19 protein-coding genes are annotated in these 19,460 nt (G+C 70.3%); 15 read left to right on the plus strand and 4 right to left on the minus strand.

The genetic code is table 11. The features are described from left to right. Window positions 1–9: 9 nt before the first annotated feature. On the minus strand, window positions 10–1,341 hold the full coding sequence (locus tag EXU32_RS06410) for an aminotransferase class I/II-fold pyridoxal phosphate-dependent enzyme (protein ID WP_165399596.1): 1,332 nt from the start codon (window positions 1,339–1,341) through the stop codon (window positions 10–12). Window positions 1,342–1,468: 127 nt separating this feature from the next. Between EXU32_RS06410 and pdxS the strand changes: the two genes are divergently transcribed. The 11 genes from pdxS (at window position 1,469) to EXU32_RS06465 (ending at window position 12,487) form a co-directional block, all read left to right on the plus strand. Further along, window positions 1,469–2,362 (plus strand): pyridoxal 5'-phosphate synthase lyase subunit PdxS, encoded by an 894-nt coding sequence (gene pdxS / locus EXU32_RS06415; protein ID WP_130629149.1) that lies wholly within the window; start codon window positions 1,469–1,471, stop codon window positions 2,360–2,362. After that, window positions 2,359–2,964, plus strand: coding sequence for a pyridoxal 5'-phosphate synthase glutaminase subunit PdxT (pdxT, locus tag EXU32_RS06420; protein ID WP_130629150.1), 606 nt, complete (start codon window positions 2,359–2,361; stop codon window positions 2,962–2,964). The genes pdxS and pdxT overlap by 4 nt, the downstream gene beginning before the upstream one ends. 44 nt (window positions 2,965–3,008) lie before the next feature. Then, window positions 3,009–3,770 (plus strand): YebC/PmpR family DNA-binding transcriptional regulator, encoded by a 762-nt coding sequence (locus tag EXU32_RS06425; protein WP_130629151.1) that lies wholly within the window; start codon window positions 3,009–3,011, stop codon window positions 3,768–3,770. Window positions 3,771–3,855: 85 nt separating this feature from the next. Continuing rightward, window positions 3,856–4,392 (plus strand): crossover junction endodeoxyribonuclease RuvC, encoded by a 537-nt coding sequence (gene ruvC / locus EXU32_RS06430; RefSeq protein ID WP_130629152.1) that lies wholly within the window; start codon window positions 3,856–3,858, stop codon window positions 4,390–4,392. Next, complete coding sequence (gene ruvA / locus EXU32_RS06435) at window positions 4,389–4,982, plus strand: Holliday junction branch migration protein RuvA (RefSeq protein WP_130629153.1); 594 nt, start codon at window positions 4,389–4,391, stop codon at window positions 4,980–4,982. The genes ruvC and ruvA overlap by 4 nt, the downstream gene beginning before the upstream one ends. Continuing rightward, a complete protein-coding gene (ruvB, locus tag EXU32_RS06440; RefSeq protein ID WP_242612906.1) occupies window positions 4,979–6,100 on the plus strand; it encodes a Holliday junction branch migration DNA helicase RuvB in 1,122 nt (373 codons plus the stop codon). The genes ruvA and ruvB overlap by 4 nt, the downstream gene beginning before the upstream one ends. Before the next feature lie 139 nt (window positions 6,101–6,239). Further along, on the plus strand, window positions 6,240–6,545 hold the full coding sequence (gene yajC, locus EXU32_RS06445) for a preprotein translocase subunit YajC (protein ID WP_130629154.1): 306 nt from the start codon (window positions 6,240–6,242) through the stop codon (window positions 6,543–6,545). A gap of 1 nt (window position 6,546) precedes the next feature. Beyond that, window positions 6,547–8,448 (plus strand): protein translocase subunit SecD, encoded by a 1,902-nt coding sequence (gene secD / locus EXU32_RS06450; protein WP_242612907.1) that lies wholly within the window; start codon window positions 6,547–6,549, stop codon window positions 8,446–8,448. Window positions 8,449–8,453: 5 nt separating this feature from the next. After that, entirely contained in the window at window positions 8,454–9,662 is a 1,209-nt protein-coding gene (gene secF / locus EXU32_RS06455; protein WP_130631083.1) for a protein translocase subunit SecF, read from the plus strand. Beyond that, window positions 9,659–10,189: an adenine phosphoribosyltransferase gene (locus EXU32_RS06460; protein ID WP_130629155.1), complete on the plus strand. Its 531-nt coding sequence runs from the start codon at window positions 9,659–9,661 to the stop codon at window positions 10,187–10,189. Before secF ends, EXU32_RS06460 begins: the two co-directional genes overlap by 4 nt. 9 nt (window positions 10,190–10,198) lie before the next feature. Beyond that, a complete protein-coding gene (locus EXU32_RS06465; RefSeq protein ID WP_130629156.1) occupies window positions 10,199–12,487 on the plus strand; it encodes a RelA/SpoT family protein in 2,289 nt (762 codons plus the stop codon). Window positions 12,488–12,500: 13 nt separating this feature from the next. Here EXU32_RS06465 and EXU32_RS06470 read toward each other — a convergent pair whose 3' ends face one another. Beyond that, window positions 12,501–13,874, minus strand: coding sequence for a DUF349 domain-containing protein (locus tag EXU32_RS06470; protein WP_242612908.1), 1,374 nt, complete (start codon window positions 13,872–13,874; stop codon window positions 12,501–12,503). A 56-nt stretch (window positions 13,875–13,930) separates the two neighbouring features. On the opposite strand from EXU32_RS06470, the gene EXU32_RS06475 reads away from it, so the two are divergent. Together EXU32_RS06475 and hisS are read left to right on the plus strand one after the other, a co-directional pair. Further along, entirely contained in the window at window positions 13,931–14,635 is a 705-nt protein-coding gene (locus tag EXU32_RS06475; protein ID WP_130629157.1) for an MBL fold metallo-hydrolase, read from the plus strand. Then, window positions 14,632–15,999: a histidine--tRNA ligase gene (gene hisS / locus EXU32_RS06480; RefSeq protein WP_130629158.1), complete on the plus strand. Its 1,368-nt coding sequence runs from the start codon at window positions 14,632–14,634 to the stop codon at window positions 15,997–15,999. The genes EXU32_RS06475 and hisS overlap by 4 nt, the downstream gene beginning before the upstream one ends. 3 nt (window positions 16,000–16,002) lie before the next feature. Here hisS and EXU32_RS06485 read toward each other — a convergent pair whose 3' ends face one another. After that, window positions 16,003–16,575 (minus strand): helix-turn-helix domain-containing protein, encoded by a 573-nt coding sequence (locus tag EXU32_RS06485; RefSeq protein ID WP_130629159.1) that lies wholly within the window; start codon window positions 16,573–16,575, stop codon window positions 16,003–16,005. A gap of 239 nt (window positions 16,576–16,814) precedes the next feature. Continuing rightward, window positions 16,815–17,453 carry a hypothetical protein gene (locus EXU32_RS06490; protein WP_130629160.1) on the minus strand — a complete coding sequence of 213 codons (639 nt, stop codon included), beginning with the start codon at window positions 17,451–17,453 and terminating at the stop codon, window positions 16,815–16,817. Window positions 17,454–17,581: 128 nt separating this feature from the next. On the opposite strand from EXU32_RS06490, the gene EXU32_RS06495 reads away from it, so the two are divergent. Both EXU32_RS06495 and EXU32_RS06500 read left to right on the plus strand, forming a co-directional pair. After that, window positions 17,582–18,508 (plus strand): site-specific tyrosine recombinase XerD, encoded by a 927-nt coding sequence (locus tag EXU32_RS06495; protein ID WP_242612909.1) that lies wholly within the window; start codon window positions 17,582–17,584, stop codon window positions 18,506–18,508. Window positions 18,509–18,570: 62 nt separating this feature from the next. Continuing rightward, the gene (locus EXU32_RS06500; protein ID WP_242612910.1) at window positions 18,571–19,458 is read left to right on the plus strand and encodes a ParA family protein; all 888 of its coding nucleotides are present in this window, start codon (window positions 18,571–18,573) and stop codon (window positions 19,456–19,458) included. Window positions 19,459–19,460: the final 2 nt, after the last annotated feature.

Here is a 19,460-nt window from a genome sequence, read left to right on the forward strand (position 1 = left end):
GTCGCCGGCTCAGCCGGCCTCGTGCACGGCCTCGACGAGGTCCGCGACCAGCGTGGCCGCGTCCTCGTCACCGAGGTCGTGCACGGTGAGCCTCAGGTGGCGCGAGGGCTCCTCGGTCTGCTCCAGCCGGAAGTCGTCACCGGTGCGCACGAGCCACCCCCGACGCGTCATCCGCTCGGCGACCGCCCGGGCCGACACCGGCAGGCCGACCCACAGGCTCATCCCGTCGCCGGCGACCGTGGGGAGTCCCTGCTCGGTGAGCAGCGCCGCGAAGCCGGCGTTGCGCTTGGCATAGTGCGCACCCGCCTGGTCGATCAGGCCCAGCGCGGCCTCGTCGGTCATGACCGAGTGCGTGATCCGCTGCAGCAGGTGGCTCACCCACGTCGTGCCGGGGCTCAGGCGCATCTCCAGCCGGGAGGCCGTGTCGGCGTCGCACGCCGTCACGGCGAGGCACATGTCGGGGCCGGCGAACTTCGAGACCGAGCGCACGAGTGCCCAGCGCTGGTGCTCGGGTCCGACGATCGAGTGGAAGGGCTGCCGCGAGAGGTACGAGTAGTAGTCGTCCTGGACGACGAGCACGTAGGGGTGCGCTGACATCACCTCGCGCAGGGCCGCGGCTCGGCGGGCGCTCAGTGACGCGCCGGTGGGGTTCTGCGCGCGAGGGGTGCACACCACCGCGCGCACTCCCTGGGCGAGGGCGTCGCGCAGGCCGTCGACCGTCATCCCCTCGGCGTCGACCGGGACCGGCACCGCGCGATAGCCGCCCAGCTGGGCGAGATGGATGCTCGCGAGGAAGCACGGGTCCTCGAGGGCGACCGTGTCGTCGCGCTGCAGGGCCTGCGCGAGGAGCCGCTCGACGGCGTCGACGGCGCCGCTGGTGAGGGTGAGGCGCAGCTGCTCCGCGTCGGCCGGCACGTCGGGCGCCATCCACTCGCGCGCCCAAGCCAGCAGGTCGCGGTCGATCGTCGGCTCGCCGTAGAGCACGTGCCGTCCCGCGGCGGCGGCCAGCGCGGGCCCCAGATCCGGGATCAGGTGCGGGTCGGGATTGCCCGTGCCGACGTCACGCAGCGAGCCGGCGTCGGCGAACCCTTCCTGCGGGACCCGTGAGCGTCGAGCGACCCGGGTGCCGGCCCGCCCTTGCGAGACGACGACTCCGGAGCGGGCCAGTACGCGATACGCGGCGACCGCCGTGTTGCGGTTGACCCCGAGCTGCTCGGCCAGCGCCCGGACCGGTGGGAGGGCGTCACCGGGGGAGAGGTGGCCGCGCTCGACGAGCCCGCGCACGCTGTCGGCGATCTCGGCGGCCGTCCCGCCGGAGATCGCAGCTGCATCGGTAGTCACGCCTCGGAGTCTAGGTGGGGCACTCATCACTCGAGCAGTGGGGACGCCTTTGATCTGTGCCGTGCTAGTTTCTGGCCTAGATCAAACATTGGCCCGGGTGCCGAGGCCACCGACGAGGGAGAAGACCATGGGTAGCGACACGACGACCGGGACCGCGCGGGTCAAGCGCGGCATGGCCGAGATGCTCAAGGGCGGCGTCATCATGGACGTCGTCACGCCGGAGCAGGCCAAGATCGCCGAGGACGCCGGTGCCGTGGCCGTCATGGCCCTCGAGCGCGTCCCCGCCGACATCCGGGCCCAGGGTGGCGTCTCCCGGATGAGCGACCCCGACATGATCGACGGCATCATCGAGGCCGTCTCGATCCCCGTGATGGCCAAGGCGCGCATCGGCCACTTCGTCGAGGCGCAGATCCTGCAAGCACTCGGTGTCGACTACATCGACGAGTCCGAGGTCCTCACGCCGGCCGACTACGCCAACCACATCGACAAGTGGAACTACACGGTCCCCTTCGTCTGCGGTGCGACCAACCTGGGCGAGGCGCTGCGCCGCATCACCGAGGGCGCGGCCATGATCCGCAGCAAGGGGGAGGCCGGCACCGGTGACGTCTCCAACGCGACCACGCACATGCGTCAGATCCGTCAGCAGATCGCCCGCCTGAGCACGATGGCCGAGGACGAGCTCTATGTCGCGGCCAAGGAGCTGCAGGCCCCCTACGAGCTCGTCAAGGAGGTCGCTGCCAACGGCAAGCTGCCCGTCGTGCTCTTCACCGCTGGCGGCATCGCCACCCCCGCGGACGCCGCCATGATGATGCAGCTCGGCGCCGAGGGCGTCTTCGTCGGCTCCGGCATCTTCAAGTCCGGCAACCCCGTAGAGCGCGCCGAGGCGATCGTCAAGGCGACCACCTTCTTCGACGACCCGGACGCCCTGGCCAAGATCTCCCGCGGTCTCGGCGAGGCGATGGTCGGCATCAACGTCGACGAGATCCCCGAGCCGCACCGGCTGGCCGAGCGCGGCTGGTGACGACACCCGTCATCGGCGTCCTCGCGGTCCAGGGCGACGTCCGGGAGCACCGGGCAGCCCTGGAGTCCGCGGGCGCGTCGTCGGTGGCCGTGCGTCGCCCGGAGGAGCTGGCCACTGTGGAGGCCCTCGTCATTCCAGGAGGCGAGTCGACCACCATCGACAAGCTGACGCGCATCTTCGGGCTGCGGGACCCCCTTCGCTCCCGCATCGCCGACGGCATGCCGGTCTACGGCAGCTGCGCCGGGATGATCCTGCTCGCCGACCGGATCCTCGACGGCCACCGCGACCAGCAGACCCTCGGTGGCCTCGACATCACGGTGCGCCGCAACGCCTTCGGCCGGCAGGTCGACTCCTACGAGACCGACCTCGAGGTGGCCGGCGTGGCCGGGGGGCCGGTGCGGGCCGTCTTCATCCGCGCCCCCTGGGTGGAGGCCTGCGGCCCCGACGTCGAGGTCCTCGCGAGCGTCGAGACCGAAGGGGGGCCCCGACCGGTCGTCGTCCGCCAGGGGCGCCTGCTGGCGACGAGCTTCCACCCCGAGGTGACGGGGGACCACAGGGTGCACGGGTTCTTCGTCGACATGGTGCGAGGGACGACCGCGTAAGATCCTTTTTCGGACCACCTGCCAGCCACACCGAGGAGACCTACGTGTCCGGCCACTCCAAATGGGCAACCACGAAGCACAAGAAGGCGGCGATCGACGCCAAGCGTGGCAAGCTCTTCGCCAAGCTCATCAAGTACATCGAGGTGGCCGCCCGCACGGGCGGCGGAGACCTCTCCGGCAACCCCACGCTCTACGACGCCGTGCAGAAGGCGAAGAAGAGCTCGGTCCCCAACGACAACATCGACCGCGCCATCAAGCGGGGCTCCGGTGCCGAGGCGGGCGGCTCCAACTGGGAGAACATCACCTACGAGGGTTACGCCCCCGGCGGCGTGGCGATCCTCATCGAGTGCCTCACGGACAACAAGAACCGCGCGGCCACCGAGGTGCGTACCGCGCTGTCGCGCAACGGCGGCAACCTGGCCGACCCCAACTCGGTCGCCTACCTCTTCAACCGCAAGGGCATCGTCATGGTGCCCAAGGCGGAGCAGAGCGAGGACGACCTGCTGGAGATCGTGCTCGAGGCCGGTGCCGAGGAGATCAACGACTTCGGCGAGTCCTGGCAGATCGTGTCCGAGGCGACCGACTTCGTCGCGGTGCGGACCGCGCTGCAGGAGGCCGGCGTCGACTACGACTCCGCCGAGGCCTCATTCCTGCCGAGCATGCAGGTGCCCCTCGATGCAGACGGCGCCAAGAAGCTCATGCGGGTCGTCGACGCGCTCGAGGACAGCGACGACGTCCAGGACGTCTTCTCCAACGGAGACATCTCCGACGAGGTCATGGCCCAGCTCGAGGCCGAGGACGAGTGACCCGGCGTGTCGGCGGCGCCCTGCGCGCCGTCGACACGTAACCTCGACCAGAACAGGTGTTCGAGTCGAGAGCGGGAGGACGCACGTGCGAGTGCTGGGCGTGGACCCCGGGCTGACCCGCTGCGGACTCGGCGTCGTCGAAGGGGAGGCCCGCGCCCTGCGCATGGTGGCCGTCGGCGTCGTACGCACCTCCGCGGAGCGTGACACCGGCGATCGCCTCGCCTACGTGCAGGACGAGCTCGACGCCTGGCTCGACCGCTTCACCCCTGATGTCATCGCCCTGGAGCGGGTCTACGCCGCCGAGCACGTCCCCACCGTCATGACGACCGCCCAGGTCAGCGGGCTGGTGCTCCTCGCCGGCGCCCGACGCGGACTGCCGGTCGTCCTGCACACCCCCACCGAGGTCAAGGCAGCCGTCACCGGCTCCGGCCGAGCAGACAAGGCCCAGATCACGACCATGGTCACCCGCATCCTCTCCCTCACCGAGGCCCCCAAGCCGGCCGACGCCGCCGACGCGCTGGCCCTGGCGATCTGCCACCAGTGGCGGGGCGCGGGCAACACCCGTCGGGCCCTGGCCGCGGCGAGCGAGCGGGCCCGCCTGCGATCGGTGGCCGGAGCATGATCGCGTCCGTCACGGGTACCGCCCAGCACGTCGGTCTCGACCGCGTCGTCGTCGACGTGCACGGGATCGGGCTGCTCGTGCACACACCACCGTCGGTGGCGGCCAGCTGCCGCACCGGCTCACCCGTGGCCCTGTCGACGAGCATGGTCGTGCGCGAGGACTCGCTGACGATCTACGGCTTCGCCACGGCGGGGGAGCGGGACACCTTCGAGCTGGCCCAGACCGTCAGCGGGGTCGGGCCTCGGGTTGCGCTGGCCATCCTGTCGGTCCTCAGCCCGGACGAGCTGTCCGCAGCCGTCGCCGCAGAGGACATCGCCACCCTCACCAAGGTCCCCGGCATCGGCAAGAAGGGCGCCGAGCGGATCGCGCTCGAGCTGCGGGACAAGCTGCCCCGGGTCCCCGGGGCCGCGACGGCGACCGGCACCGCGGTCACGGCCGGCGCGTGGCAGGAGCATGTGACCGATGCCCTGGTCGGTCTGGGCTACTCCACCAAGCAGTCCAGTGACGCGGTGGCCAAGGTCGCCGACGAGCACGGCAGCGGGGATGTCTCCAGCGCCCTGCGCGCCGCCCTGCAGGTGCTGGCCCGGTGAGCGGCTTCAGCTCCGAGATCCGCGTTGCCGACGAGGACCCCCGCGAGGGCGACGGGTCCTTCGACGCGACGGCCCGCATCGTCGACGCCGGCGGCACCGACGACGACGGGACCGTCGAGGCGGCCCTGCGACCGCGCCGCCTGTCGGAGTTCCCCGGCCAGCCCAAGGTCCGCGACCAGCTGGGTCTGGTCCTCGAGGCAGCCCGACGCCGTGGCTCACCGCCCGACCACGTCCTGCTCTCGGGCCCACCCGGGCTGGGCAAGACGACCTTGGCGATGATCGTCGCGGCCGAGCTCGAGCAGCCCATCCGGGTGACCTCCGGGCCGGCCATCCAGCATGCCGGTGACCTGGCCTCGGTCCTGTCCTCGCTCGTCGAGGGCGAGGTCCTCTTCCTCGACGAGATCCACCGCATGTCCCGGCCGGCGGAGGAGATGCTCTACCTCGCGATGGAGGACTTCCGGGTCGACGTCATCGTGGGCAAGGGACCGGGTGCGACCGCCATCCCGCTGGAGCTACCCCCCTTCACCGTCGTCGGCGCCACCACCCGGGCCGGCCTGCTGCCGGCGCCGCTGCGCGACCGCTTCGGCTTCACCGGGCACCTCGACTTCTACGAGGTCGCCGATCTGGAGCGGATCCTGCAGCGCAGCGCCCGTCTGCTGTCCGTGCCGGCCGACGCGGACGCGCTGGCCGAGATCGCCCTGCGCTCACGGGGCACCCCACGCGTCGCCAACCGACTGCTGCGACGGGTGCGCGACTGGGCGCAGGTGCACGGGTCCGGCCACGTCGACCTGACGGCCGCCCAGTCGGCGCTGAGCCTCTTCGACGTCGACGAGGTCGGGCTGGACCGCCTGGACCGCGCCGTCCTCGAGGCCATGTGCCGCAGGTTCGGCGGGGGACCGGTGGGGCTGTCGACCCTGGCGGTGGCCGTCGGGGAGGAGACCGACACCGTCGAGACGGTCGCCGAGCCCTACCTGGTGCGGCAGGGCTACATCGTGCGCAGCCCGCGTGGCCGGCTGGCCACGCCCATGGCGTGGCAGCACCTCGGCCTCACCCCGCCCCCGGGGGCCCAACCGCCCCTTCAGCTGCCCGAGGCGTCCGACGGCGGCCGTTTCGGCTGATGCACAGCCGAAACTTCTCGGCCGTCGTGTCCGTTGGTGACGTCGGTGACGTCTGACCTAGACTCGACCCTTGGCTCGGGTCCACCCGAGCCTCTGCGACGTCCCCCGACCGACCAGTCCCGACTCAGGAAGTCCCCTCATGAATCAAGGCTCGCAGACCGCCAGCCTGCTCCTGCTGCTCCTCCCGCTCGTGCTCATCGGCTTCATGCTCTGGTCGGCACGTCGGCGGCAGCGCACGATGGCCGAGTTCTCGGCCTCCCTGCAGGTCGGAGACGAGGTCTTCACGACCTCCGGCATCCTCGGACGGATCATCGAGCTCGACGATGACCGAGCGCGTCTGGAGGTGGCTCCGGGCACCGTGCTGACCTTCGACCGTCGAGCCATCGGCATGAAGGCCGAGGGCCCGGCTGCGGCATCCACCACCGAGCAGGGCGGACAGGACTGAGATGGCTGAGCGTCGACGCAGCAAGGACACCGCCCGCAAGGACCACGCCAAGCGCACCCTGATGTGGCTCTTCGCCGGGATCATCGTCCTCACCGGCGCGTTGGGCTTCGGGGTCGTCCAGAAGGACGCGACGTGGGCCCCACGGCTGGGTCTCGACCTGGCCGGCGGCACCCAGATCGTGCTCGCCCCCCGGGTGACCGGTGGCGGCAGCGTCTCCCAGGAGCAGCTCGCCGAGGCGCGCGACATCATCGTCCAGCGCATCGACTCGCAGGGCACCACCGGTGCCGAGGTGACCACGCAGGGCGACTCCAACATCGTCGTCGCGATGCCGGGCACCCCGACCAAGGAGCAGGAGGACGCGATCGCGGCGTCCTCGCAGATGCAGTTCCGTCCCGTGCTGGCCACCGCCGTCGGCGACCCGGCGCTGCTGGAGCCGCAGCCCTCGGACACCAGCTCGTCCGGCTCCTCGAGCCCGACCTCCAAGGGCTCCGCGTCCGACGACAAGAAGACGACCACGCCGAGCGCCAGCCGTAGCGAGACCCCGGCCTCCCGCGACGAGGCCCGCACGGCGGCGCCGACGAGCTCGCCGACCAGCGCCAAGACCTCGTCCCCCAAGGCCAGCGCGTCCACGACCTCGTCGGCGAAGCCCTCGACGAGCGCACCCGCCGACCCGGCCCAGCAGAGCTGGAAGCCCTCGGCCGAGCCGACCGGTCCGATGGACCCCAACAACATCTCCACCGAGGTCTGGAAGAAGTTCCAGGACCTCGACTGCTCCAAGCCGCCCGAGCAGGTGCCGTCCGGGCAGGAGAAGGAGCCGATCGTCGCCTGCAAGCAGGACGGCTCGATCAAGTACGTCCTCGGACCGGTCGTCGTGGCCGGTACCGAGATCGCCAACGCCGAGGCCGGCTATCGCGTCGGTCCGCAGGGGCAGCAGACCAACGAGCCCGAGATCTCGCTCACGCTGACGAGCAAGGGCCGCGGTGAGTACGGCGACATCTCGAAGCAGATGGTCCAGATGCCCAGCCTGCAGCCGCCGGTCAACCCGCCCGGCTCCTACAACGCGCTGGCTGCCGTCCTCGACTCGCAGGTCCTCATCGACCCCGGCTTCAACGAGGCCATCCCCAGTGGCCAGGCGAGCATCTCCGGCTTCACCATCGAGGAGGCCCGCAGCCTGGCCAAGTCCCTGAAGTTCGGTGCTCTGCCGCTGTCCTTCGACGTGCAGACCCGCCAGGAGATCAGCCCGACCCTGGGCTCGGAGCAGCTGCGCTACGGCATCATCGCCGGCATCATCGGGCTGCTCATCGTCTTCGGCTACGCCATGGTCCAGTACCGCGCGCTGTCGATCGTCGTCGTGGGCTCGATGCTCATCGCCTTCGCGGTCACCTATCTGGCCATCGCGTTGCTGGCCTGGGGCTACAACTACCGGCTCGACATGGCGGGGGTGACAGGTCTGATCATCGCCATCGGCGTGACGGCCGACAGCTTCATCGTCTACTTCGAGAGAGTCAGGGACGAGCTGCGCGAAGGGAGGAACCTGCGCGCCGCGGTCGAGGCCGGGTGGGCCCGCGCCAAGGGCACGATCCTCGTCGCCGACGGCGTCAACTTCCTCGCGGCGGTCATCCTCTACGTCCTGGCCAGCTCCGGGGTGCGAGGGTTCGCCTTCACGCTCGGCCTGACGACGCTGATCGACCTCGCGATCTTCTGGCTCTTCACCCACCCGATGCTCACCATCCTGGCCCGCGGCAAGTTCTTCGCCTCCGGCCACCCGTGGTCCGGCTTCGACGTCAACACGCTGCGCCAGGCCAAGGTGCGCTACAAGGGGCGGGGCAACTTCGACATCGAGGGCGGCCCGGCCGATCGTGACAACCCGGCGCAGGTGCCGGCAGAGGGAGGCGCACGATGAGCCGCATGGCGGACTGGGGCAACGACCTCTACACCGGACGCCGGTCGATCGACTTCGTCGGCAAGTCGAAGAAGTGGTACATCTACTCGGCCGTCATCATGGCGATCGCCGCGCTGGGCTTCGTCGTGCGACCGATCAACCTCAGCCTCGAGTTCACCGGCGGGTCCGAGTTCCGGGTCGCCACGCAGTCGGCGCCGGCCAACTACGAGGACCTTGCCACCGGGGCGGTGCGCGACATCGCCGGAGCAGGTTCGTCGGCCAATGTCTCCACTCTCGGTGGCAGCACCGTGCGGGTGCAGACCGAGGAGCTGAGCGCCGACGAGGCGCGCGAGGTCTCCGGGGCGCTGTCCGAGGCCTTCGACGTGCAGGGCAACAAGGTCAGCTCCAACTTCATCGGGCCCTCGTGGGGCAAGTCGGTCAGCCAGCAGGCCCTGCGGGCGCTCGTCGTCTTCATCGTCCTGACGACGGCGATGATGGCGTTGTACTACCGCAACCTCAAGATGGCGCTGGCGTCGATGATCGCGTTGGCGCACGACATGCTCATCACGGTCGGCATCTACAGCTGGACCGGCTTCGAGGTGTCGCCGGCGACGATGATCGGGTTCCTCACCGTCCTGGGCTACTCGCTCTACGACACCGTGGTCGTCTTCGACCACGTCAAGGAAAACACCCGAGCCGCCTTCGCCAACCGCCGGATGAGCTTCGACCGCGCGGCCAACCTGGCGGTCAACCAGACCCTGGTGCGCTCGATCAACACCACGGTGATCGCCAACCTGCCGGTCGTCGCCGTGATCATCATCGGCTTCGCCGTGCTCGGCCCGGGGACCCTCCTGGACCTCTCGCTGGCGCTCTTCGTCGGTACCACGGTCGGCGCCTTCTCGTCCGTCTTCATCGCGACGCCACTGCTGGTGGACCTGCGACGCAAGGACCCCGAGGTCGTCAAGCTGGCCAAGGAGGCGCAGAAGTACCAGGCACGGCAGTCGCGCGAGCCCGCACTGGCCACGGCGGGCGCCCCGGCCTCCGCAGCGGTGAGCAGCCCGGTGACGTCGCCGCAGGCACGCGAGACCGGGTCGTCCGCGCCGTCCGATGACGCTCCGGACGCGTCGGGGGAGGCGCAGACCGTCACCGGACGCAAGGTCCACAAGTACGCCCAGTCCAGTGGCCCGCGCAACCAACCCAAGAAGACCCCGCGCAACCGCCGGGGCAAGGAGTGAGCGCAGCCTCGCTCGAGCAGCGGATTCTCGGCGCGCTGCGCGACATCCCCGACTTCCCCGAGCCCGGTGTCACCTTCAAGGACATCACCCCGCTGATCGCGGATGCCGAGCTCTTCGCCGAGGTCGTGCGCGCCCACGCGCAGCCGTGGCAGGGGAGCGTCGACGCCGTCGCCGGCCTGGAGGCGCGGGGATTCATCTTCGGCGCAGCCATCGCCGTGCACCTGGGGCTGGGCTTCATCCCGGTGCGCAAGGGCGGCAAGCTGCCCGGCCCGACGGTGGGTGTCGACTACGCGCTCGAGTACGGCACGGCACGCATTGAGATCCACGAGGACGCGGTGGCACAAGGCTCCCGGGTGCTCGTCGTGGACGACGTCCTGGCGACCGGTGGGACGGCCGCTGCGGCCTGCACCTTGCTCGAGTCCTGCGGGGCCGTGGTGCCCGGTGTCGAGATCCTCGTGGAGATCGAGGCGCTGCGCGGTCGAGACGCTCTGGCAGGTCGTGCCGTGCGGAGCCTGGTCACGGTCTAGGCTCCCTGCATGAGCGAGCGCAACACCGGGAGCGGCAGCGGGTTCTCCCCCCGCTCGCTCGCCCGTGCATCCTTGGCCCGGTTGGGCAGTGGTCGTGCGGCGACTCCCGGAGTGCTGGACCCCCTGCTGCAGATCGTGCGGCAGAGCCACCCCAAGGCCGACCTGTCGATCATCGAGCGCGCCTACGACGTCGCCGAGCGCGCCCACGAGGGCCAACGACGCAAGAGCGGCGACCCCTACATCACCCACCCGCTGGCGGTCACGACGATCCTGGCCGAGCTCGGCATGACGCCCGTAACCCTCGCGGCAGCACTGCTCCACGACACGGTGGAGGACACGGACTACTCCCTCGAGGAGCTCGAGGAGGAGTTCGGCGCCGAGGTGGCCAAGCTCGTCGACGGTGTCACCAAGCTCGACAAGGTCACCTACGGCGACAACGCGCAGGCCGAGACCGTGCGCAAGATGATCGTGGCCATGGCCCGCGACATCCGCGTCCTCGTCATCAAGCTGGCCGACCGGCTGCACAACGCACGGACCTGGCGTTATGTCTCGGCGGCGTCGGCGCAGCGCAAGGCCCAGGAGACCTTGGAGATCTACGCTCCGCTCGCCCACCGCCTCGGGATGAACACCATCAAGTGGGAGCTGGAGGACCTCTCCTTCGCCACGCTCTACCCCAAGGTCTACGAGGAGATCGTCCGGCTCGTCGCCGAGCGAGCACCTGCTCGCGAGGAGTACCTCACGACGGTCAAGAGCCAGGTCGTGACCGACCTGCGCGAGGCCCGGATCAAGGCCACCGTCACAGGGCGGCCCAAGCACTACTACTCCGTCTACCAGAAGATGATCGTCGGCGGCCGGGAGTTCGGCGAGATCTACGACCTCGTGGCCGTGCGGGTGCTCGTCGACACCGTGCGCGACTGCTACGCGGCGCTGGGTGCCCTGCACGCCCGGTGGAACCCCCTTCCCGGGCGGTTCAAGGACTACATCTCGCTGCCGAAGTTCAACATGTACCAGTCGCTGCACACGACGGTCATCGGACCACAGGGCAAGCCGGTCGAGATCCAGATCCGAACCCACCAGATGCACCGCCGGGCCGAGTACGGCGTCGCGGCCCACTGGAAGTACAAGGACCGTGGCAACCCCGACGGCGGTCGGGTCGACGACGGCCAGGCGGGGGAGATGGCGTGGCTGCGCCAGCTGCTCGACTGGCAGAAGGAGACCGCGGACCCCAGCGAGTTCCTCGACTCCCTGCGCTACGAGATCAACACCCGAGAGGTCTACGCCTTCACCCCCAAGGGGCAGGTGATCGCCCTTCCCGCCGGGTCGACGACCGTCGACTTCGCCTACGCCGTGCACACCGAGGTCGGCCACCGCTGCATCGGTGCCCGGGTCAACGGCCGCCTCGTGCCGCTGGACTCACCCCTGGAGAACGGCGACGCGGTCGAGGTGCTGACCTCCAAGGCCGAGGGGGCCGGTCCCTCGCGCGACTGGCTCAACTTCGTGCGCTCCGCCCGGGCCCGCAACAAGATCAAGCAGTGGTTCACCAAGGAACGCCGCGAGGAGATGGTCGACTCCGGCAAGGAGGCCATCGCCAAGGTGGTGCGCAAGCAGAACCTGCCGCTGCATCGCCTGGTCACCGTCGAGTCGCTCACCGCCGTCGCGAGTGAGCTGCGGCGTCAGGACGTCGACGGCCTCTACGCCGCGGTCGGCGAGGGGCACGTGTCGGCGCAGCACGTCGTCTCGCGGCTCATCGCGGCCGCCGGGGGGCAGGACGGCGCCACGGAGGACCTCGCCGAGGCGACGGTGCCCGGTCCCATCGGTCGCAGCCGCAGCACCAACGACCCCGGCGTCGTGGTCAAGGGCATGGACGACCTGTGGGTCAAGCTCGCCAAGTGCTGCACCCCGGTCCCCGGCGACGAGATCATGGGCTTCATCACCCGCGGCAACGGAGTCTCCGTCCACCGCGTCAACTGCCCCAATGCCACCTCCCTGAAGAAGGAGTCCGAGCGGCTCATCGAGGTCGAGTGGGCGCCGAGCAGCACGAGCGTCTTCCTCGTCCAGGTCCAGGTCGAGGCACTCGACCGGGCCGGCCTGCTCTCCGACGTCACCCGCGTGCTCTCCGAGTCGGGGGTCAACATCCTCTCGGCTGCGGTGCAGACCTCACGCGACCGGGTGGCGATCCTGCGCTTCTCCTTCGAGATGGGCGAGGTGGCCCACCTCAGTCACGTGATCGAGCAGGTCAAGCGGATCGAGTCCGTCTTCGACTGCTTCCGGATCACCGGGGGCACGTCGAAGGGTTAGGCGGCCAGGATCGTCAGCCCCCGAACTCGTCGAGGCCCTTGCGGGCCTGCTCCAGCCAGGTCTCCTGGGCCTCGAGCTGCTCGCGCAGCTTGGCGGCGCGGGAGGTGTCGCCCTTCGCCTCGGCCTTGTCCACGTCCTCGCGCAGCTCCGACACCTTGGATTCCAGCTGGGTGACCATCGACGAGGCGCGGGCCGACAGCTCGGGGTTGGTGGTGGACCACTTCTTGTCCTCGAGGTCGCGCACGGCCTGCTCGACCTTCTGCATCCCCTTCTCCATCCGGGCGATGTCCCCACGGGGCACCTTGCCCGCGGCCTCCCACCGGTCCTGGATGTCGCGGAGGGCGGCCTTGGTCTTGTCCAGGTCCTTGATCGGCAGGAGAGCCTGGGCCTCGGCGAGGATGGCCTCCTTGGCCTCGAGGTTGCCGCGGTGGGCCTCGTCCTCGGCCGCGGCCTCGGCGTCCTTGGCGTTGAAGAAGGTGTCCTGGGCGGTGCGGAAGCGCTCCCACAGCCTGTCGTCGTCGTTGCGCCCGGCGCGACCGGCCCTGCGCCACTCGTCCATGAGGCGCCTGAATGCCCCGGCGGTGGAGTTCCAGTCGGTCGACGTCGACAGGCGCTCCGCCTGCGCGACGAGGTCCTCCTTCACGGCCTTGGTCTCGCCCCGGCTGACCTCGAGGTGCGCGAAGTGCGAGCGGCGCGCCTTGTCAAAACCGTTGCGGGCCTTGGAGAAGCGCTGCCAGAGCGCGCTCTCGACGTCCTTGTCCAGCCGGACCTTGCCGCGCTGGTGGCCCTTCCACTCGTCGAGCAGGGCGCGCATGCGGGCCGTGGACTGCTTCCACTGGACCTTCTCGATGGGCTGCGCGGCGATGGTCTCGGCCTCCGCGACGATGGCCTCGCGCTCTGCGGTGGCGACCTTCTTGGCCTCGGCGCGCTGGGCCGACTCGGCCTGACGCTTGGCGGCCAGGCCCTCCTCGAGCTCGGTGATGAGGGTGGCCAGGGCCGGCAGGTCGCCGACGACGTTGGGCTCCTCGGCGTGCTCGCGCAGGCTCTTCAGGCCGTCGCCGATCTCCTTCGCGGAGACGTCCGGGACGTCGAGGCGTTGCCGCAGCAGGCTCGCGGAGGCGAAGAGCTCGTCGTACTTGCGGGCGAAGTACTGCAGCGCCTCCTCGGGCGTGGCGTCGGGGTAGGAGCCGACCTCACGTTCGCCCTCGCCCGCACGGACGAAGACCTTGCCCTCCTCGTCGACGCGGCCGAAGGCGGCCGACGCCGAGTGGTCGGTCGTGATCGCAGGCACCTCAGGGCTCGGGGTGGCAGTCGGTCGGGGGGCCATGCGGGCCAGGGCCGCAGGCGAGGGCGCCGAAGGGCGCGGGGCGTTGGTCTCGTCACTCACATGCCCGAGGTTACCCAAGGGCGTGGCGCGAGGTGGCCCGCACGTAGGCTTGGACCGTGCTGACCCTCTCCTTCCCGGCGCAGGCCTTCGGGACAAACTGCTATGTCATCGCTGACGGCCCCGGCGAGGAGTGCGTCATCGTCGACCCGGGCATCGGGATCGAGGAGACCCTGCGCGAGGTGCTGACGGCCCATCGGCTCAAGCCGGCCGCGGTGCTCCTCACCCACGGCCACGTCGACCACATCTTCTCCGTCACCCCTGTCTGCGGAGGGGACCTGGCCGCCTACATCCACACCGACGACCGCTACCGCCTCGTCGACCCGCTGGGCTCGTCGTCCTTGGGGCCGCAGCTGAGCGGGATGCTCGAGCAGCAGTTCGGCAAGAAGGTCACGTGGCGCGAGCCGGAGACCATCGTCGAGGTCACCGACAGCCAGACGGTGACGGTGGCCGGCATCGACCTCGAGGTGATCCACGCGCCGGGGCACACCGAGGGGTCCGTCATGTTTGCGATGGGGCAGGTACCCGAGGGCGTGCCCGCCGATGCCGAGGTGGACCGCACGCTCCTCACGGGTGATGTGCTCTTCGCCGGCTCCATCGGGCGCACCGACCTGCCCGGAGGGTCGCACGAGGCCATGCAGGACTCCCTTCGTCGGGCTGTCCATCCGCGTGCCGACTCCAGCCTCGTCCTGCCCGGTCACGGCCCCGCGACGACGCTGGGCCGTGAGAAGGCGACCAACCCGTACCTGCAAGGACTGTCATGAGCACCCCCCGCGCCACCAAGATCACGCCGCTGTCCGGGTTCCCCGAGTACCTGCCCGAGCAGCGCGTCGTCGAGCAGCACTTCCTCGACGTCATCCGCTCGACCTTCGAGCTGCACGGCTTCCCGTCGATCGAGACCCGCTCCGTCGAGCCCGTCGAGAGGCTGGTCGGCAAGGGCGGTGACGCCGACAAGGAGATCTACGGGATCCACCGTCTCGCCGATGCCGAAGGGGGGAGCGCCGGCGGTGGCCGCGAGAGCGAGCTCGGCCTGCACTTCGACCTCACGGTGCCCTTCGCCCGGTATGTCGTGGAGAACGCCGGCCGGTTGACCTTCCCCTTCCGCCGTCACCAGATCCAGAAGGTCTGGCGCGGTGAACGCCCGCAGGAGGGGCGCTACCGCGAGTTCACCCAGTGCGACATCGATGTCGTCGACACGGGGGAGCTGGCGCCGCACTTCGAGGCCGAGATGCCGCTGGTCATGGCGGAGATCTTCGCGAAGCTGCCGATCCCGCCGATGGTCATCCAGGTCAACAACCGGATGATCCCGGAGGGCTTCTACCGGGGCCTGGGGATCGAGGACGTCGCCGGCACCCTGCGCATCGTCGACAAGCTGGACAAGATCGGTCCGGACAAGGTGGCGGCGCTGCTCGTCGAGGCCGGACGCACCGCGGAGCAGGCGCAGGCCTGCCTCGACCTGGCGGCGATCCGGACGCCGGACACCTCCTTCGTCGAGAGGGTCCGGGCTCTCGGTGTGGAGCACCCCGTGCTCGACGAGGGGCTCGCCGCGCTGTCGGCCGTCATCGAGACCGGTGCCGCTGCGGCGCCGGGCGCGATGGTCGCGGACCTGAAGATCGCTCGCGGCCTGGACTACTACACCGGCACCGTCTACGAGACGCAGCTCATCGGCTACGAGTCGTGGGGCTCCTTCTGCTCCGGCGGCCGCTACGACGAGCTGGCCAGCGACGGCAAGAACACCTACCCCGGCGTCGGCATCTCGATCGGCCTCTCCCGGCTCCTCGGTCTGCTCCTGGGCAAGGGACTGGTCGGGGCGAGCCGCAAGTCGCCGTCGGCGGTGCTCGTGGCCGTGACGGACGAAGGGAGTCGCCCGGCCTCCGTCGCCGTGGCCACCTCGCTGCGGGCGCGGGGGATCCCGTGCGAGGTGGCTCCCGCGGCCGCGAAGTTCGGCAAGCAGATCCGCTTCGCCGAGCGGCGTGGCATCCCGTACGTGTGGTTCCCGGGAGCGTCGGACGACGGTGGCGACCAGGTCAAGGACATCCGCTCGGGCGATCAGGTCGATGCGGAGGCTGCGTCCTGGGAGTGCCCCGTGGAGGACCTGCGTCCCCAGGTCATCGCGCTGGGGGAGTAGCCGTCAGGCTCGCGGATGCTGCCAGGCCCAGGGCTGTCGATGGCCGACGAGGCCCTCGTCCTGGATGCGCTCGGCCTCCGTCCGGTAGATGGCGTCCGCGTACGGAGGCAGGCGACGTCCGGCGCCGTTGCGGGCCACCATCTCGGGGACTCCCCACCTGTCGTCGGTGACCTCGTCAGCGGAGCCGGGGCCGTCGGGGACGATGGCGATCCGGTGTCCCGTGCGGGCGAGCGCACGCTCGATCGTTGCCAAGGACAACGCTGACGCATCGACCTCCGCGCGTCCCACCATGGATCTGCTCCACCCGAGGTCCTCCGCGAGGGCTCGTTGGCTGATGGACCGCTCACGGCGGTGGCGGCGCAGCACCAGGCCCACCCGCGCACCTGTCGTCAGCCGGGCACGTGCGCCGTCCACGGCCTCGATGGGAAGCGGGACGGCGTATCCCCGTGGGGCGCGTGAAGGGCCCTCGTCATCATCCGGGCTGGCGGGCCACAGGAGGCAGTCCAGGCAGTCCTCGCAGTCGCCCGGCTCCTGGCAGGTCTCGCAGGGCATCGGGCACGCGATGGGATCGTCCATGCTCCACCGTGGCCCAGCGTTCAGCGCCCCGGGCCGGCACGGCGTCGGGTGTGGATGACTCGATCTGGCGGGGGAGGGGTGTGGGCAACCGTGGCTGCCTCGGGGGTCTGCGATGGCTCCCGTTCTGCTCCTCCTGGTGGGTCAGAGGCCGACGTGACCCACCAGGAGGAGCAGAACGGGAGGCGCGGGAGACACCCTCTGCGTCACCGTTTCCTGCCCTCCGGTGGTGGGCGGGCCGCTCAAAGACCCGCGATCTCTGGTCCGGCGATCTCGGGACCGGGCGGACGCAGCCCGCAGTCGGCCAGCTCCAGCAGCGCGAGCTCGCGGATCACCCGGGAGTCCCCGCGCCGCCAGGCGCCCGTCGGGTCGTCGCTGATCCGGGCGAGCCGTTGGAGCGGTTGGTTGGCCATGGCGCGGAGCGCGAAGAGGTCCAGGTCGTCGACGGAGTCGACCAGCGACTGGGCGGCCGTGGCACGTCGCACGAAGCGCCACCGCGCCGCCAGCCAGAAGGCGCCGACGATGAGGATCGGGGTGAGCGCGGTGACCCATCCCAAGATCGTCGCCAGGGTGTCGACGGCGGAGACCAGGTCGCGCCCGGCGTCCTCGATCGAGGACCCTGCCCCTGCGGCATCGCGGAAGGGCTTGGCCACCTTGTCGTCGAGGAGCGGCAGATCATCGACGTTGTCACCGGCCGTCGTCAGCTTGTCGCGGAAGCCGCGACCGGCACTCTCGAGGCGACGACCCGGCTCGCCGAGCGAGAGGGTCGTGTCGTGGACGGCCTTCCCGACCCGCGCCCAGAGCAGGATCCAGCCGAGCATGAGCAGGTCCGCGGCGATCTGACCGATCCGACGGGAGGGCAAGTCCGCATAGATCTTCATGGGGCCATTAGACTCCCCGGCGTGGTCGCGACCACCCGTGGGCACAACGGAGTGCCCACGGTTCAACCACACCCACGGTTGCGACGCCGCAGACCGCTTCAACGACGCAGACCCCAGGAGTGTCGCCGGTGACCACGACGTCCTTGGACCGGGCGGTGCGCACCTGGCTCACCCAGCTGGACGTCGAGCGGGGAGTCTCCGCCCACACCCTCTCCGCGTACACGCGCGACTCCGACCGCTACCTCGAGCACCTCGCCGCCCACGGCGTCACCGATCCGCTGGACGTCACCGAGGCCCACGTCGCCGGCTTCCTCGCCGCCCTGCGCACGGGGGACGACACCCACCCGCCGCTGGCCGCCAGCTCGGCCGCGCGGACCCTCGTCGCCGTCCGCGGACTCCACAAGTTCTTGGCGCTGGAGGGCATCACCCAGCACAACCCGGCCGAGGACGTCGCCCCGCCGACACCCCCTTCGCGCCTGCCCAAGGCCATCCGACTCGACGAGGTGACCAGACTCATCGACGCCGCGGGGGTGGGGGACGGGCCGGTCCCGCTGCGGGACCGGGCGCTCCTGGAGCTGCTGTACGCGACCGGGGCGCGCATCTCGGAGATCGTCGGTCTCGACATCGACGACCTGGACCTCGAGGTCGGCGCGGTCCGCCTCCTGGGCAAGGGCAACAAGGAGCGGGTCGTCCCCGTCGGGTCCTATGCCACGCAGGCAGTGCAGTCCTGGCTGGTCCGCGGCCGGCCCGACCTGTCGTCGTCGGGCAGAGCGGGTCCGGCGCTCTTCCTCAACAGGCGAGGGGCGCGGCTCTCGCGACAGAGCGCCTGGGCAGCCATCACCGCCGCAGCAGAGAGAGCCGACCTGAGTGGTCACGTCTCCCCGCACACACTGCGCCACTCCTTCGCCACCCACCTGCTGGAGGGCGGTGCGGACGTGCGAGTCGTCCAGGAGCTCCTCGGCCACGCCTCGGTGACCACGACGCAGATCTACACGATGGTCACCGTGCAGCAGCTGCGCGAGGTCTATGCGCAGAGCCACCCCCGCGCCCGCTGATAGTGTCATCGCTGATCAGCGAGAGGCTGACCGACCGCCAGACCCGATGGAGTGATCCGACTGTGGCATCCGAGGTGACGCCGCCGCTCGACTTCGAGCACGACCTGACCCAGCACGGTCCGACCGGCAGACCCCTGCCCACCTTCCCGGAGCCGGCCCCCCTGGACTCGCACGGACCGGCGCGCATCATCGCCATGTGCAACCAGAAGGGTGGGGTCGGCAAGACGACGACGACCATCAACCTGGGTGCCGCTCTGGCCGAGGCCGGCCGTCGTGTGCTGCTCGTGGACTTCGACCCGCAGGGCGCACTGTCCGTGGGCCTGGGTGTCCCGACCCACATGCTGGACTTCACGATCTACGACCTGCTCGTCACCCGCGGGCACGAGATCGGCGAGATCATCCAGCACACCTCGGTCGCCGGCCTCGACGTCGCTCCGGCCAACATCGACCTGTCGGCGGCAGAGGTGCAGCTCGTCGGCGAGGTCGCTCGCGAGCAGATCCTCTCGCGTGTCCTGCGGCCGGTCCTGGACGACTACGACGTCATCCTCATCGACTGCCAGCCGTCGCTGGGGCTGCTGACGGTCAACGCGTTGACGGCCGCCCACGGGGTCATCATCCCGCTGGAGACCGAGTACTTCGCCATGCGTGGTGTCGCCCTGCTCGTCGAGACGATCGACAAGATCACCGACCGGCTCAACCCCGGCCTGACCGTTGACGGCATCCTCGCCACGATGTACGACGGGCGCACCCTGCACAGTCGCGAGGTCGTCGGGTCCGTCGTCGAGCACTTCGGTGACCGCGTCTTCCACACCGTCATCTCCCGCACCGTGAAGTTCCCCGACGCCACCCTCGCTGCCGAGCCGATCACCACCTACGCCACCGGGCACTCCGGGGCCAACGCCTACCGGCAGCTGGCCCGTGAGCTGATCTCGCGCGGCGGCGCTCCCTGACG

This window comes from Janibacter limosus (assembly GCF_004295485.1).
Classification (GTDB): domain Bacteria; phylum Actinomycetota; class Actinomycetes; order Actinomycetales; family Dermatophilaceae; genus Janibacter; species Janibacter limosus_A.

What these genes read in the sequence shown, in the direction of transcription:
- pdxS (WP_130629149.1), top strand. Translation starts at nt 1,469, where the DNA reads ATGGGTAGCGACACGACGACCGGGACCGCGCGGGTCAAGCGCGGCATG.
- ruvA (WP_130629153.1), top strand. Translation starts at nt 4,389, where the DNA reads ATGATCGCGTCCGTCACGGGTACCGCCCAGCACGTCGGTCTCGACCGC.
- yajC (WP_130629154.1), top strand. Translation starts at nt 6,240, where the DNA reads ATGAATCAAGGCTCGCAGACCGCCAGCCTGCTCCTGCTGCTCCTCCCG.
- secD (WP_242612907.1), top strand. Translation starts at nt 6,547, where the DNA reads ATGGCTGAGCGTCGACGCAGCAAGGACACCGCCCGCAAGGACCACGCC.
- secF (WP_130631083.1), top strand. Translation starts at nt 8,454, where the DNA reads ATGGCGGACTGGGGCAACGACCTCTACACCGGACGCCGGTCGATCGAC.
- EXU32_RS06465 (WP_130629156.1), top strand. Translation starts at nt 10,199, where the DNA reads ATGAGCGAGCGCAACACCGGGAGCGGCAGCGGGTTCTCCCCCCGCTCG.
- hisS (WP_130629158.1), top strand. Translation starts at nt 14,632, where the DNA reads ATGAGCACCCCCCGCGCCACCAAGATCACGCCGCTGTCCGGGTTCCCC.
- EXU32_RS06485 (WP_130629159.1), bottom strand. Translation starts at nt 16,575, where the DNA reads ATGGACGATCCCATCGCGTGCCCGATGCCCTGCGAGACCTGCCAGGAG.
- EXU32_RS06490 (WP_130629160.1), bottom strand. Translation starts at nt 17,453, where the DNA reads ATGAAGATCTATGCGGACTTGCCCTCCCGTCGGATCGGTCAGATCGCC.